Annotated in this window: 13 protein-coding genes; all 13 read right to left on the reverse strand. The window is 37.4% G+C overall.

Annotation, left to right across the window (positions count from 1 at the left end; all coding sequences use genetic code 11):
- Window positions 1-140: 140 nt before the first annotated feature.
- Complete coding sequence (gene murC, locus TSYNT_RS07630; RefSeq protein WP_059032916.1) at window positions 141-1,547, reverse strand: UDP-N-acetylmuramate--L-alanine ligase; 1,407 nt, start codon at window positions 1,545-1,547, stop codon at window positions 141-143.
- A gap of 168 nt (window positions 1,548-1,715) precedes the next feature.
- Window positions 1,716-2,840 carry an undecaprenyldiphospho-muramoylpentapeptide beta-N-acetylglucosaminyltransferase gene (murG, locus tag TSYNT_RS07635; protein ID WP_059032917.1) on the reverse strand — a complete coding sequence of 375 codons (1,125 nt, stop codon included), beginning with the start codon at window positions 2,838-2,840 and terminating at the stop codon, window positions 1,716-1,718.
- Window positions 2,841-3,938 carry a stage V sporulation protein E gene (gene spoVE, locus TSYNT_RS07640; RefSeq protein WP_059032918.1) on the reverse strand — a complete coding sequence of 366 codons (1,098 nt, stop codon included), beginning with the start codon at window positions 3,936-3,938 and terminating at the stop codon, window positions 2,841-2,843.
- Window positions 3,939-3,951: 13 nt separating this feature from the next.
- Complete coding sequence (gene murD / locus TSYNT_RS07645) at window positions 3,952-5,307, reverse strand: UDP-N-acetylmuramoyl-L-alanine--D-glutamate ligase (protein WP_059033225.1); 1,356 nt, start codon at window positions 5,305-5,307, stop codon at window positions 3,952-3,954.
- Window positions 5,308-5,362: 55 nt separating this feature from the next.
- Window positions 5,363-6,313: a phospho-N-acetylmuramoyl-pentapeptide-transferase gene (mraY, locus tag TSYNT_RS07650; RefSeq protein WP_059032919.1), complete on the reverse strand. Its 951-nt coding sequence runs from the start codon at window positions 6,311-6,313 to the stop codon at window positions 5,363-5,365.
- A 3-nt stretch (window positions 6,314-6,316) separates the two neighbouring features.
- Window positions 6,317-7,705: a UDP-N-acetylmuramoyl-tripeptide--D-alanyl-D-alanine ligase gene (locus TSYNT_RS07655; RefSeq protein WP_059032920.1), complete on the reverse strand. Its 1,389-nt coding sequence runs from the start codon at window positions 7,703-7,705 to the stop codon at window positions 6,317-6,319.
- 4 nt (window positions 7,706-7,709) lie between these two features.
- Window positions 7,710-9,149, reverse strand: a complete 1,440-nt coding sequence (locus tag TSYNT_RS07660) for a UDP-N-acetylmuramoyl-L-alanyl-D-glutamate--2,6-diaminopimelate ligase (RefSeq protein ID WP_059032921.1) — start codon at window positions 9,147-9,149, stop codon at window positions 7,710-7,712.
- A 14-nt stretch (window positions 9,150-9,163) separates the two neighbouring features.
- On the reverse strand, window positions 9,164-11,257 hold the full coding sequence (locus TSYNT_RS07665; RefSeq protein ID WP_059032922.1) for a stage V sporulation protein D: 2,094 nt from the start codon (window positions 11,255-11,257) through the stop codon (window positions 9,164-9,166).
- 17 nt (window positions 11,258-11,274) lie between these two features.
- A complete protein-coding gene (gene ftsL / locus TSYNT_RS07670; protein WP_059032923.1) occupies window positions 11,275-11,643 on the reverse strand; it encodes a cell division protein FtsL in 369 nt (122 codons plus the stop codon).
- Window positions 11,644-11,675: 32 nt separating this feature from the next.
- Window positions 11,676-12,611 carry a 16S rRNA (cytosine(1402)-N(4))-methyltransferase RsmH gene (gene rsmH / locus TSYNT_RS07675; RefSeq protein ID WP_059032924.1) on the reverse strand — a complete coding sequence of 312 codons (936 nt, stop codon included), beginning with the start codon at window positions 12,609-12,611 and terminating at the stop codon, window positions 11,676-11,678.
- Window positions 12,612-12,624: 13 nt separating this feature from the next.
- Window positions 12,625-13,053: a division/cell wall cluster transcriptional repressor MraZ gene (gene mraZ, locus TSYNT_RS07680; RefSeq protein WP_059032925.1), complete on the reverse strand. Its 429-nt coding sequence runs from the start codon at window positions 13,051-13,053 to the stop codon at window positions 12,625-12,627.
- 211 nt (window positions 13,054-13,264) lie between these two features.
- Entirely contained in the window at window positions 13,265-14,548 is a 1,284-nt protein-coding gene (yfmH, locus tag TSYNT_RS07685; RefSeq protein ID WP_059032926.1) for an EF-P 5-aminopentanol modification-associated protein YfmH, read from the reverse strand.
- Window positions 14,549-14,561: 13 nt separating this feature from the next.
- The gene (gene yfmF / locus TSYNT_RS07690) at window positions 14,562-15,833 is read right to left on the reverse strand and encodes an EF-P 5-aminopentanol modification-associated protein YfmF (protein ID WP_059032927.1); all 1,272 of its coding nucleotides are present in this window, start codon (window positions 15,831-15,833) and stop codon (window positions 14,562-14,564) included.
- Window positions 15,834-15,983: the final 150 nt, after the last annotated feature.

A 15,983-nucleotide genomic window follows, 5' to 3' on the forward strand; every position in this document is an offset into this window, starting at 1 on the left:
TGCCCTTTAATATTTAACAATCTTACAGTAAATAAAAAATCAGTTTTATCATAAATTATTATATATTACAAATATTTATCTTTAATCCCTGCTTTCTGCCGGTTTTTTGATGTTAAACCAGTGTATTTCAGTATTATATATTAATTTACCCTGCGACATTCGCTAAAGATTTCACTGTGGTAAGATCTCATTTTCTCCGCCATTTCATATGCTACGTCGTTAATGTCTCCGGCTCCTATTGTCATTACATAATCTCCCGGCATAGCCTGACTTAACACACAATCTGCAATATCGCTTTTATTAGGCAGAAAAATAGGTGTTTTGCCGTTTCTCTTCAACGCATCTACTATTAAATTTGAAGAAACGCCATCTATCGGATCTTCGCCTGCACTGTATATGTCAGTTATTATAACTTCATCAGCATCTTCAAATGCTGCGCCAAACTCTTCAAAAAGCAATTGAGTTCTTGTAAACCTGTGAGGCTGAAAAATTGCGTATATTTTTCTCGGATTGCAATTGCGTGCAGCCCTTAATGTTGCTTTTATTTCTGTGGGATGATGAGCATAATCATCTATAATTTTAATTCCATCAATTTCATCAATCAATTGAAATCTGCGCTGCACTCCCTTAAAAGTTTTTATGGCATCTGCCATAACCCTTATATCTATCCCTAGTCCGATACCTAAAGCTATGGCACAGGTTGCATTAATTATGTTATGGATGCCAGGTACCTGTAGTTGAATTTGTCCTAATGTTTTTTCTTTAAAACATATCTCGAAGTCACTTGTTAGGCCGTTCATCTTGATATTTTTCGGCATGAAATCAGCCGGTTGATTTAGACCTACGGTATAGTACTTTTTGTCAGTTTCTTGGGCAAGTTCCCTAACATATTCGTTATCATTGCAAAAAACAATGAAGCCTTCATTCTTTACATTACTGACAAATTTTTTGAAGGCATTTTTCATTGAAACCATATCTTTATAATAATCCATGTGATCATTTTCGATATTTGTTACAACCGCTGCATAAGGTGACAGTTTCATAAAGGAACCATCACTTTCATCTGCTTCAGCTACAAGATATTCGCCGGTCCCCAGCGTTGCATTTCCTCCAATATCATTAAGTTCTCCACCTATAACGACAGTAGGATCAAGACCGCTTTTTTCCATTATTAAGGAAATCATTGAGGTAGTCGTAGTTTTTCCGTGAGCACCGGTTATTGCAATGCCTTTTTTTGAGAGCATAAGCAAGCTTAGCATATCGGCGCGATGCATTACCGGTATTCCTAATTCAATAGCCCTGACATACTCAGGATTAGTTTTTGGAATTGCAGATGAAATCACGACCATATCAGCTCCCTCTACATTTGAAGCGTTATGGCCTACAAAAACTTGTGCCCCTGCATCTTTAAGTCGAAATAGCGCATCTGATGCTTTCAGATCAGATCCTGATATTTTATATCCCATATTTATCAATATTTTTGCGATACCACTCATTCCGGTTCCGCCGATTCCTATGAAATGGATTCGAGTGTTCTTCCCTTTCAAATTATTCGCTCCTCCTATAAAACTACACGATTATTTGTGCAGTAATTCATGCTGATTATATTTAATGCAAAAAAGGTTTGCGATGTGTCTTGTCCGGTGTCTAATCGGCCTTGTAAAGATATGGCCTAATTAATATTAACATAATCTGTACTTTAAGTAAATCCTTCACTATTTCAATAACTTTTCTATTTCTTGAAGTATTGTATCAAGAGCATTGTTGCGTGCAAGTTTTTTACTTGAAGCAGACATTTTAAGCAAACACTCTTTATCAAAAATAATGTTGCAAATCGACTTATACAGTTTTTCCCCTGTGAGATCTTTTTCATAAATAACTATTGCTGCACCGTTTTTTTCCATTAAAGCAGCATTAAAGTCTTGATGTCTGTTCGCAGCTGAAGGAAGCGGAATTAGAATGGCCGGTTTGCCGCAAGCGCTAAGTTCCGCTATAGTCAAAGCTCCGGCTCTTGAAATAATTAAATCAGCTGCAGCGTAAGCATTTTCCATATCATTTATATATGGTTTTATGACAATATGACTTGCACTTCCCAGATCAATTTTGTCATCCATGAGAGATTGCATAATTTTACTATAGTTGTTTTTGCCGGTAACATGTATCAGTTGAAATTCTTTGCTCTTTATTAAAGTTTTAATTACATAGTAAATCGCATTATTTAAGCTCATAGCTCCCTGACTTCCGCCAAAGCTCAAAACTGTCGGCATATTGGGAGATAACCCAAATTTTTCTAAAGCCTCCCGCCGCGTGCCTTTTGTAATTTCAGGCCTTACGGGATTTCCGGCAAGGATCACTTTGTTTTTTGGAAAATAATTTGCTGACTCCGGAAAGCTTATAAAAATTTTTTTTGCAAATTGTGACAGTATTTTGTTTGTAACACCTGGAATAACATTTTGCTCATGTATTGCACAAGGAATTCCCATAAGTGATGCAAAAAATACAACCGGCCCTGCCGTATAACCTCCTGTACCGATTACCAAATCAGGTTTTTCTTCTTTTAAAATCTTAATCGAATCTGCTGCGCCAAGTATAAGTTGGTGCAGAGATCTTAACGTATCTATTGACAGCTTTCTTTCAAATCCTTTTGCGTGAATTATCTTTAAGGGAAATCCCGCTTCTTCTACAATATCTTTTTCAAGTTGCTTTCCTGTCCCTATAAAAAGTATATCTGAATCTGGATATTTTCGTTTTAATCCGCTGGCGATGGCTATTGCCGGGTATATATGCCCTCCTGTTCCGCCGCCTGCGAAGATAAATTTTTTGTTTTTTTCCGGTGGCATTTATTTGACCTCCGCAAATCTTGAAATATTTAATAAAATGCCTACTTCCACTAATGTAATAGTTAAGGACGAGCCACCATAGCTTATAAATGGAAGGGTCATGCCTGTAACCGGCACTGATGCAGTCACAACCGCCACGTTTATTAAAAATTGAAGAGCAATAATAGTGGTAATACCTGCGGCCGTTAACTTTCCAAATAAGTCAGGAGCATTTGCAGCAATTATATATCCTCGCCAGATAAATACCATAAAAAGTATTATAATTATGCCTGCTCCCAAAAAGCCCAATTCTTCGCCTATTACCGAAAAGATAAAATCTGTTTGCGGCTCAGGAAGATAAAAAAACTTCTGTCGGCTTTTTCCCAGCCCTAAACCCCAAAAGCCACCTGATCCTAGTGCATACAAAGACTGAATAATGTGGTATCCTCCCTCAGTGGAGTTTTTCCACGGATCAGAAAAAGAAGTGATTCTTTGAAGCCTATAGGGTTTGCTAATCATTAAAGCTAATGCAACGGCTCCTCCTATTGCTCCAAGCCCAAGTATATGGGCCATACTGGCACCAGCAATAAATAGCATTATAAAAGTTGTGGCACCTATGATAACAGTCGCGCTCATATGGGGTTCCTTAAGTATCAAAGCGCATACAACTGCCAATACTATCAAAAACGGCAATACACCCATGGAAAAGGATTTGATTTTATCCCCTTTTCTTTCAAGCCCTGCAGCAAGGTAAATAATCATGCCTAGCTTTGCAAGCTCTGAGGGCTGAAACGTAAGAGAACCTACGCCTATCCATCTGCGGGCATCATTTACTATTTTTCCGATACCTGGCACAAGGACTAAAATCAAAAGCAGTATCATGCCTATCACAATAATTTCTTCATATTGTTTTAAGCGATGATAATCATAATTCATAAAAAATATCATCGCGATAATGCCTATAAAGCACCACAGCAACTGGCGCTTTAAAAAATAGAAGCTGTCGCCGTAGTCATAATATGCTCTTACATTGCTGGAACTAAACACCATTATAATTCCAATACTTAAAAGAAGTAAAACTATAAATAATATGTAAAAGTCCGGCGGTTTTAGGCGCATAATAATCGCTCCTTTATTTCTTTAAAGAGTTTACCGCTTCTTTAAACAGCCGGCCTCTTTCTTCAAAATTTGCAAACATATCCCAACTGGCACAAGCCGGCGATAAAAGAACTGTATCTTCACAAGATGCCGCTCTGTACCCACACATAACAGCTTCTTTAAGGGAATTTACCTTTTCAACGTTTAAAAAACCTTGCTTTATCGCGGCGTTCTCTATGGCATCGGCAGTCTCACCTATCAATATAAGTTTTTTCACTTTACCATCAAATGATTTTACAAAATCTGTATAATCACTTTTTTTATCATATCCGCCTGCAATAAGGATGATAGGTCCATCTACCGCTTCAATTGCCTTCTGAGCAGCATCTGGATTTGTGGCCTTTGAATCGTTTATAAACTTTATACCATTGATTTCTGCAACAAATTCCAGGCGATGCTCAATCCCGCGAAAACTTTTCAGAGTTTTAGCAATACTAGAAACCTTACTATTTGCCAAATATGTTGAACAAGCAGCTGCCAGCGCATTTTCTAAGTTGTGGCTGCCTTTTATTCCTATTTCGTCTACTTTAGCTATAGGATAGGTTTTTCCCTTGTTTTTTATAACAATCATGTCGTTTTCTATGCAGGCACCATGACGAACTACGTCTTTCCGGCTAAAAAACCAAACATCGGATTTTGCGTATCTTGCCAGTTCCCTTACTACTGCATCATCATAGTTTAATATTGTATAATCTTCTTCTGTTTGATTTTCAAAAATCCTTGCCTTGATGTTAACATAGTTTTCGAAAGTTTTATGGCGATTTAAGTGATCTTCGGTAATATTTAATATAATACTAATTTTTGGCTTAAAATATAAAATATTTTCCAATTGAAAGCTGCTAACCTCAACTACAAGATAATCGTTCTCCAAAGTTTTCTCTACTTCGCTTACCAATGGTGTTCCTATGTTGCCTGCAACTGCGACCCTTTTCCCGTCATTTTTCAATATTTCGCCTATTAGTGTAGTTGTAGTTGTCTTTCCATTCGTGCCGGTAATAGCAATTATCGGTGATGCAGCAAATCTGTATCCAAGCTCCAGTTCGCTTATAACAGGTATATTGCGTTTTTTTGCCTCTGTCACGATTTCAATATCGCTTGGTATCCCTGGACTTAAAACAAGAAGATCGCAATTATCTAAAAGTGTCAAGGGATGGCCTTCAAATACCAGCTTTATCCCCTTTGACTCTAGTACATCCGTATTTTCAAAAGTCTCTCTTGGCTTTATATCGCTTATCGTAACATGTGCTCCAAGATTTGATAATTTAATCGCTGCAGCACTTCCGCTGCGTGCCAGCCCCAATATCAGTACATACTTGTTTTTAAAATCCATATATATTTCTTTCAACAGTATTTCTCCTCTTGCAAAGTTTTATGTAGCAATCAATCTATATTAGAAGCGCTATAATGCCCGCTATAAAAGTTGCAGCCCAAAATGTGCGAACTACTTTAACCTCGCTCCATCCGCATAGCTCAAAATGATGATGAATAGGACTCATCTTAAATATCCTTTTACCTGTAGTTTTAAAAGAAATAACTTGCAGTATAACCGATAAAGTTTCGACTACAAATATAATGCCAAAAACCGCAAGATAAAAGTGGCTTCGCGAAAGCACCGCTATCGCGGCTATTGCACCACCTAAGCCTAGAGAGCCTGTGTCTCCCATAAATACTTTTGCAGGGTGTCGATTGAACACCAAGAACCCAAGGCAGGCACCGCATATCGCACAAGCAGGTACCGTTAAACTGTTATAACCGTTTTTAACTAAAAATATTGTATACATAAGGGTTAAAATAGCAGTTACACCGGCAACAAGGCCGTCCAAACCATCAGTTAAATTCACGCTGTTTACTGTTCCCATGATAACGATAATCATTGTTATCGGAATGTACCAAAATCCTAAGTTTATCATCTCATGAGAAAAAGGCATTAAAATATTATATGGGTCTTTAAAGTTTGTAATCACATAACTTGTAAGACCTAGCGAAAATATTAATTGAAGTGCAAGTTTCTGTTTTGCTCCAAGGCCTAAAGATCTTCTTTTGGCAACTTTAATAAAATCATCAATAAAACCTATTGCTCCAAAGCATATCATGGATGCTATAACTACTAAAACATCTTTAGAAAAACCTGAAAAAAGCAATGTGCAAAATGCTATTGGAAGAATAAAAATGATGCCCCCCATTGTAGGGGTTCCGGTTTTTTCAAGGTGCCGTAGAGGTCCGTCAGTCCTAACTATTTGCCCAAATTTTAACCTGTGTAAAACAGGAATTAGCCATAAACCCAACAAGATAGTCATGCCGTATGAAGCAGCTGCTGCGTAAAAATTATTTTGCATTTATCACAATCCCCCGACTAGCTTCTGCGTAATTTGCTCGAATTTCATACCTCGCGATGCTTTTACTAAAATTATATCACAATCTTTTACAAGTTTCTCTATCTCTTGCACACTTTCTTGCACAGTAGGAAATGTATAAATCCGCGCCGGGTTGAATCCTGAAGCTATTGCCCCTTCCTTTAAAGCGTCAGCATAGCTGCCTATAAAAACACATATGTCAGAGCATAAGGCCGCATATGTCCCAACTTCAAAATGAGCTTTTTTGGCAAGCGGTCCTAGCTCTAACATATCCCCAAGTATTACAGCCTTCATTTTATAAGGCGCAAGTTCTTTTATTAAATCAAGGGCGGCTTTCATTGAATCCGGATTGGCATTATAAGCATCGTCAATAATATCTGATCCAAATTTAGATTTTTTAAACTCCTGCCTCATACCCGGCAGTTTAAGATTTGATAACCCTTGCTGAATTTCTTCTTTTGTAAAGCCCATTTCAAAACCTACAGCTACAGCAGCAACTGCATTTATTGCATTATGTTTGCCGGAAAGAGGTAATTTGAATTTTGCCTCTCCGTACTTGCCGCTGATTGTAAACTCTAATTCATTCGGACCTAAATTTTTTATTTCGTCTATTAAAACATCACCGCGTTTTTCGCCAAAAAACACGGTTTTCGGCACGATATTTTTTCGTGCATTCCAAAGTTCAGCACAGTCGCCATTTAGTATTGCTATATCATCTTTTTTTAGAGGCTCTAAAATTTCCAGCTTAGCACGAGCTATATTCTCCTTGCTTCCCAAATGCTCTATATGTGTAACTCCTATATTTGTAATTACAGCAATGTGAGGTTTTACTACATTTGCCATCCGGCTTATTTCGCCTAGGGCACTCATGCCAAGCTCAACTACCCCTGCCTCATGCTTTTGTTCAAGGCAAAAAATTGTAAGTGGTAGACCTATTTCATTGTTAAAATTTCCTCGGCTTTTTAAAACATCGTACCTTGTCATTAATATTTCTGCGATCATTTCCTTTGTAGTTGTCTTGCCTACACTGCCTGTTACCGCCACAAAAGGTATGCTAAAAAGGCTGCGGTAGTAGCTTGCAAGCTCGAGCAAAGCAGTGCTTGTGTTTTCAACAAATATAATATCATCGAATAAAAGCCCTTCAAGTTTTTCCTTTTTAGATTTATTGCAAAGTGCTGCTGCAGCACCTTTTTTAATGGCATTACCTATAAAATCATGACCATCAAAATTTGGTCCTATGATCGGAACAAATAGGCTTTCGGCAATAATCGTCCTGGAATCTGTAGAAACTCCCTTTATCTGTTTTTCATGATTTTTTCCTGTATATTCTCCACCGGTGGCATGAACAATTTCTTTTATAATAAGTGGTTTCATCGACTTAGCTCCTTGTTAAAAACTCTTTAGCAACTTCTCTATCGTCAAAGTGAATTGTCTTATCTTTAAATATTTGGTAGGTTTCGTGACCTTTACCTGCGATAAGCACTATATCTCCCTTTTTTGCAAGAGATATGGCTCTTTGAATAGCCTTTTTTCGGTCGGCAATTTTTTCATAATTGTTTTTATAAATCCCAGCTTCAATTTCCCTGATAATGCTTTCAGGATCCTCGCTTCTTGGATTGTCGGACGTGATTATAACATAGTCAGAAAGCTCAGAGGCAATTTTGCCCATTTGCGGTCTTTTACCCCTGTCTCTGTCTCCGCCGCAGCCAAAAACGGTAATTATCCTCCTTGAGCAAAATCCTCTTATTGTTTCTAATACATTTTTCAGCCCATCAGGTTTGTGGGCATAATCCACTATTACATTTATGCCCAGCGGGTTTTCTACCAGCTCAAATCTGCCTCGAACGCCTCCGGCATCTTTAAGAACGCTTATTAGCTGTTCAACCGGAAATCCTAAGGCAAGGCACGCTCCTATAGCTGCCAGCGAATTATATACACTAAACATACCAGGTGTAGAATAAGACACAGGATAAATTTTACCTTTAAAAACTAAATCATACAAGACGCCTGTGGCAGATATTTTAACATTTTCAGCCCTTAAATCGGCCGATTTATCTCTACCATAAGTAATAGGAGGCACAGCTAGCATATTTAGCAGTTTTCTTCCATTTTCATCATCTATATTAATTACTGCTTGATTTACGCTATCAAAAAGCTTTTTCTTTGAACTAAAATAATCCTCAAAATTCTTATGAAAATCCAGATGATCGCGGCTAAGGTTGGTAAAAACCCCTACTTCAAACTTTAAGCCATATACCCGTTCAAGTTTTAGGGAATGTGAAGATACTTCCATCGCCACATATTCTACATTATCTTGCACCATCTGTGAAAAGATTTTATTCAGTTCTAGAGACTCCGGGGTCGTATGAGTAGCAGCAATCTTCTTGTTATTTATAGTGTTTTCAATGGTGCCTATAATCCCTGCAGAGGCCCCTGAGCCCTTGAGCATTCTTCCAATTAAATGAGTTACTGTTGTTTTTCCGCTTGTGCCGGTAACCCCTGCTAGTTTCAATTTTTCTGCAGGATAGTTATAAAACTTTGCTGATATCGCAGCTAGCGCTCTCCGGCTGTTTTTTACTTGAATATACGGTACGCCCTCAAGTTTTATGGGTTTTTCTCCGACAACAGCACAAGCCCCACGCTCTAATGCATCGTCTATAAATTTATGACCGTCAAAATTGAATCCGGAGATCGCAATAAAAACTGCTCCTTTTTCTGTTTTTCTAGAATCATATGCTACAGATTTTATTTCTACATTTATATTTCCATTTACTGCTGAAACATCAGGAATTACTTCTATTATTTCTTTTAATTTCACAAATCATCCCTCTTTTAGTCCTCTATCGGCGTCTGTGAAAATTCAACTTTAACCGTAGTTCCGAGATTTACTTCGGAGTTTGGTGCAGGATTTTGTTTTATTGCATACCCGCTGCCGATAATTTCAATATTTAAGCCTATAGCATTTAAAATATCAGTCGCTTCTTTAACTGTTCGACCCTCTAAATCAGGTATTATCACAGGTTCGCGGTTTGTACTGGATGATGAAACTTTTAAAATAACTTTTGAGTCTCTCTGAACTTTGGCTCCCGGAGCCGGCGTCTGTTCTTCGACTACATAACCGCTGCCTTCAATCTGTGGAACCAGATCATTTTGAGTCAATATTTTTTTTGCATCTTCTATAAATAAATTCCTTAAATCTGGTAACTTGATAGTGCCAGAATTTACAACTGCTGCAGTCTCCGGCTTTATACCAAGATAAGATAAAGAGTCAGCCATTACTTTTTGAAAAACCGGTCCGGCTATAGTTCCTCCATAGATAAGATCTTCCTTTGGCTCATCAATGATTACAAGTGCTGCAAGTTTTGGATCTTTGCAGGGTGCAAATCCCATATATGAAACAATATACTTACCGGGAGAATATTTTTCCGCGGTACCTGTTTTACCTGCCACGCTGTATCCTTCTATTTTCCCTTTTCCGCCTGTTCCGTTGCTGACTACGCTTTCTAAAATCCCTTTCATCTCTTGGGCTGTTTTAGGTGAGACCAACTGGTCTGAAAATTCAGGTAAAACTTCCTTAACCACATTACCGTTTTTGTCGGTAAGAGCTTTTGCAATATGAGGTTTTACCATTTTCCCATCATTTGCCACGCATGTAAGCGCAGAAATCATTTGTATAGGCGTTACCGATATCCCTTGGCCAAAAGAGATAGTTGCCAGCTCTACCGGACCAATCTTAGAGGAATCCAGTAATAAACCCTTGGCCTCTCCCGGTAGGTCAATGCCTGTTGCTTTTCCGAAACCAAATTTATTTATATACTCCATAAAGCGATCTTTACCGAGTTTTGTTGCAACCTCAACAAAAACCGGATTGCATGAATTTTCAACGGCCTGCACAAAGGTTTGGCTGCCGTGGCCACTGTGATACCAGCATTTTATCTTTACGCCAGACACCATAATATACCCTGGATCGAAGAATTTATCTTCAGGTCTTACTACACCTTCTTCCAAAGAAGCTAGTGCAGTCATAATTTTAAAAGTGGATCCGGGCTCATACGTATCAGATATAGCCGGGTTTTTCCACAGCTGTTCATCAAACTCGCTGTATGAATTAGGATCATAATCAGGTTTGCTTGCCATAGCCAGTATTTCACCGGTTTTTGGGTCCATTACTATAATAGTGCCTCTTTTGGCATTATGTTCGACAAGAGCTTTTTCCAATTCGCTTTCCGCAGTATTTTGAATCACTTTGTCTATTGTAAGCACTAAATTCAGCCCGTCTTTTGGCGGAGTATATTGGTCTTGTCCGAATGGCAGTTTTCTGCTCCAAACGTCTTTCTCAAAGACCGTTCTGCCGGGAGTTCCTTTAAGGTAATTTTCATAACTTAATTCTACTCCATTAAGCCCCTCTCCGTCTATCCCCGTAAAACCTAAAACTTGAGAACATAGATTTTTCTCAGGATAAAAACGCTTGGTTTCTTTTATAAAATATATTCCTTTTAAATTTAGCTTTTTTAAAGCCTCTGATTCTTCGTCGCTTATCTTTCGTTTAATATAAATAGCGCCCTTCTTTGCTTTTTTAGCATCTCTTAAAGATTTTTCCAAATCTTCCTCTTTAATATGCAAAACGGCCGACAATGATGCAGCCGTTTTTTCTATATCCTCGTCTTTGATATCAGGAATACTGGCAACTACAGTATCAGACTTAGCGCTTATGGCGAGGGGGTTATTATTCCTGTCGTATATATTACCTCGGGCAGGTTCAATGAGCATATCATTTGTCCACTGATTTAGCGCCTGCTCTTTTAAGTCATCCCCTCGAACAATCTGTATCCAAAAAACACGTCCTAAAATAGCAAAACCTAATACTGTCAAAATCAGGCGTACGATAAATAGCCTTGTTTTAACAACAGCTTGTAAACTGTCCACATTTTTCACCTACACAGTTAATCGGTATTGAGATATAATATTTGGTCACTTTCGGGTTCTTTCATGCTCAGCTTACCCCTTGCTATCTCTTCTATTCTCTTGATAGACTTTAAATTTGCCACTTCAACTTTTAGCTGCTCATTTTGCGCTTCTAATTTTTTTGCTTCAGTTTGCAGTTTGTTAATTCTATCTTGAGCCTCGGTAATTACAGCAAATCTATACAATGGCAAAAGCGCTAAAAGAACTATACAAAACAATTTCATTATGTATCTTAATTTGTAATTCGCCTTACTTTTCTTCTCTTGTTTTTCTATGCTTTTTTCAGGAATGTCGTATTGATTTTGTAAATAGTTTCTTCGCTGTAATTCCCTTTCAGCAACCCCCATTGATTTAATCACCTCTTCGAGGATTTTTAAACTTACAGTCTTTCGGCGGCTCTCAGCTTCGCACTTCGGGCCCTTGGGTTCGACTTTACTTCTTCTTCTGACGGATATATAGGTTTACGTGTAAGCACCTTAATCAGTTTTTTGTGATTGCAGACACATACGGGTAAATCTTTTGGACATATGCAGTCTGTTGAAAGCAGTTTAAAGGTGTCTTTGATAATTCTATCTTCTAAGGAATGAAATGTTATAACACAAATCCTTCCACCCGGCCTTAAAACTTCAACTGCATCTTTTATACTAGATTCCAATATATCCAGCTCTTTATTTACATATATCCGCAGTGCCTGAAAGGTTTTTCGAGCCGGATGTCCGCCTTTTCTCCTTGCTCTTGCAGGAATAGCATTTTTAATTATTTCAACCAGTTCACCCGTTGTTCTAATTCTTTCTCTCTGTCTCGCTTCACAAATAAAATCAGCTATCCGGCTTGCCCAAGGTTCTTCTCCATACTCTGCTATTATCCTCTTTAATTCTTCCTGAGGCAGGTTATTTACAACATCTTCTGCGCTTAATTCCTGTTCTTGGTTCATCCGCATATCCAATGGTGCATCTTTATTGTACGAAAAACCTCGCGCATCTTCATCTAATTGGTGAGAAGACACTCCTAAGTCAAATATTATACCATCAATTACATCTATTTTATTTTCCCGAAGAATCTTCTTCAGGTTACAAAAGTTATCATGTACTAAACGTATGTCGCAATCCAGTTTTGAAAAGTTTGTTTTTGCAGCAAGAATAGCATCTTCATCTTGGTCGATTCCGATAAATGTTCCTTTATACTCTGCATGCTTTAATATATTCTCAAAATGTCCTCCTCCGCCCAGGGTAGCATCTACATAAACTCCACCTGGCTTTGGATTCAAAATGTCAATACTTTCTTTAAGCAGTATTGGCACGTGATGATATTTCACAAATTTACATCCCCTAAATATCTAAGTCTAGTTTTTCCGCTATTTCTTCGTAAGATTGAGCAGCCTCTTTACTGTAAGACTCCCACTGCTCCAGGCTCCATATTTCCACTCGGTTCGACACTCCCAAAACCATTACATCTTTGTCGATGTGAGCATGTTCTCTAAGATGAGACGGAATTAATATTCTGCCCTGCTTGTCAAGTTCTGCTTCTACAGCTCCGGAAAAAAACAGGCGAATAAAGGCTCTGGAGTCTTTGTGGGTAAAAGGCAAAGATTTTAATTTTTGTTCCAGTAATGTCCATTCATCATTGGAGTAAGCAAACAGGCATGAGTCAAGGCCTTTTGTCAAAACAAAAACCGGCCCTAATATCTCACGAAACTTGGCAGGCATTATAAGTCTGCCCTTATGATCGAGAGAATGTTGAAACTGACCCATAAACATAGCCTTCACTCCAACGTGTCACTTGTAATTATAATAAATTCCCCACAATCACCCATAAAATACCACTTACCATACCATATTCTACGTTTATTTGAGAATTCCTGCTTTTGACAAAAAAATATCCCACTAAAATATTGGTGCTGCAGGGCAGTATTTTCTATTGCCCTGCAGCACCAATATTTGTGAAAAGTTAAACTAATTTCCTATTATACTATTTCATAATTTCTTTTGGCATAACTACCGAGACAGCATGTCGTGAAAGATTGAAAAATGTGTTGAGTCTCTTTGTAACATCCTCAAAGCTAATTTCTTCTAAGATATTTAAGTAATCGAATATATTTACATTTTTGTGATGATATGCAACAAATGCGCTGCTTATAAACTCTAATGAATTAAATCCTTGAATAAATTCACCGATGTGTTTTTTCTTTACTCTTTCAAAATCATCAGATGAAATTCCTTTGCTGAGACTATCTGAGATAATTTGTTCAAGTTCTTTATGAAGTCTTTCAGGGTCAGGGGTTTCGCCGCCTATTGTGCAAAAACCATAATCTTTTTGCCCTTCATAATTGAAGCTGAATCTATCATCTATGAGTCCCTCTTCATAAAGCTTTTCATAGGATTTTGAACTGCGTCCTAGTAAAATTTCAAGCAGTATATCAGTAGCTATTTCCTTTTTCAAAAGCGGTCTGCCGTCGTATCCCACGTCTATGTCTTTAAAGCCCATCAGAAAAAGCGGCTCTGCAGTGTCAAGGTATGTGGTATGAGAAGGTTTATATATTGTAGGAGGCTCATCGGGGTAAATTCTCTTTATCTCTGCTTTAAGAGGAGAAGCTTTTGCCTGTCTGCTTTTTTCCACTATCTCAAAAACCGTCTCAGGCTGTATGCAACCGCTTACGAATAATACCATATTGCTTGGATGATAAAAGGTGTTATAACATTTATATAATGTATCTACATCAATTTTCTGTATAGACTCCAGTGTTCCCCCTATATCTATCCTAACCGGATGTTTATGGTAAAGGCATTTTAAAAGGTTAAGTAAAAGCTGCCAATCAGGCTCGTCCTCATACATCTCAAGTTCTTGGGCTATAATGCCTCTTTCTTTCTCTACACTTTCCTTGGTAAAGTAAGGAGTTTCTACAAATTCCAGAAGCAATTTTAGATTTTCTTCGAATTTTGATGTAGAAGAAAACAGGTATGTGGTGTAATTATAGCTGGTAAAAGCATTTGTCGAGGCTCCCAGCTCTGAAAACTTATCAAAAACGTTGCCATATTCCATATCAAACATTTTATGTTCTAAAAAATGTGCTATGCCTTCAGGAACTTTTATCTGCTCACCTGTATCCGGCACAACAAATTCGTTGTCTACGGAACCATAGTGTGTAGAATACATTGCGAAAACTTTATTATAATCCATCTTTGGCACTACAAATACTTTAAGACCATCTTTTAAGTTTTTGGAAACTAGGCGTTCTCCTAAATATGCGTCCATTATTTTCCACCCTTCAGTCGATTTTATTTAAGAAGAAGATAGTATCTAACTTAATTTTTTGTGCAACATTTACGACATCATCTTTTGTCACCTTTTGCAGTTTATCTACAATTTCATCTGTCGTTTCATCTACGCCGTTTATTATACCGTCAAGGCGAGACTGGATGATTGCAGAGGGGCTGTCTGCCGCTTCCTTAAAGGCATTTACAAGGCTTTTTACCGCACTGTCAAACTCATAAGCCGAAATATTGCCTTTTTCCATATCTTCAACTTGCTTACCTATTATATCCAGCGCCTTGTCTTTTTTGCTAAACTCTATTCCGGAGCTTATAAGCATCAAGCCCTTATTTTTTTCAAGCTTGGAAAATGCATAATAAGCCAGGCTTTCCTTTTCCCTTACATTTTGGAAAAGCTTAGAATACGGGCCTCCGCCTAATATGCTATTATAGACCGCTAAAGCATAATAATCCGAATCGCCATACTTTGTATTTGTCCTAAATCCCAGAGCAAGTTTTCCTTGATTTACATCTTGCTTTTCTTCAACATATTTAGGTTTTTCCACAATTTTCTCAGAAAACTCGGTATTTATCTTCTTGATGTCTTTTCTCTGGATAAAAAACATTTCTTTTATCAGTTTTTCTATTTTATTTTCATCGATATCACCTAGTATAAAAAGATCCATGGGGCAGGTAGTAATGCATTCATTATAATAGCTGTATAAATTATTACTGTCTATAGTCTGTAAATCCTCTACACTACCGTATTTGTAAATGCTGAATGGTTCGCCTTCGCACATTTCCTGAATACATCTTTCGATTACATAATTAAACTTATCATTATAGAGAGATTCGATGTTTCTTTTTAGGATTTCTTTTTCTTGATCTACGTATTCTTTTTTAAAGCTGCCATTTTCTGTAAGAGGATTTTGCACCACGTCCTGAAAGACTTTTAATCCTTCTTCAATCAGGTTTTCTTCTCCTATAAATTTTGGATTAGGTATTTCCATGTAAAATTCCAAGACATGCACTTCGCCACGTTTTAATATATCGCTGTCGGTGCTTGTCCCATAAAGATTTTCAAGAAATAGATTCATACTCCTTTGAGTAGGGAAATTCTGACTGCCTCTTTTTAATACAAAGGGCAAAAGTGCGGTTTTTGTCGCAATTTCTTTCTTTAATTCCTGATGAACGAATAAATAAAAATTAATGGTTTTAAATTTTGAAGTAGGGTAAATATGGATATTTATATTATTCTCTAAAGCTTTTTGTTTAAATAAGTTCCCCAATTAATAAGCCTCCTTGTCTTGCTTGTCTTATCTTATAAGCATTAAGTAATCTTCGCCTTTAAAACGCAAAATTCCTGCTTTAATCTCGGTAAAAATAAGCGAGATTCATAAAAGTAAAAAAGGGTTTGAAATAAAATATAAATTATAGTA

The organism is Tepidanaerobacter syntrophicus (assembly GCF_001485475.2).
Lineage (GTDB): Bacteria > Bacillota > Thermosediminibacteria > Thermosediminibacterales > Tepidanaerobacteraceae > Tepidanaerobacter > Tepidanaerobacter syntrophicus.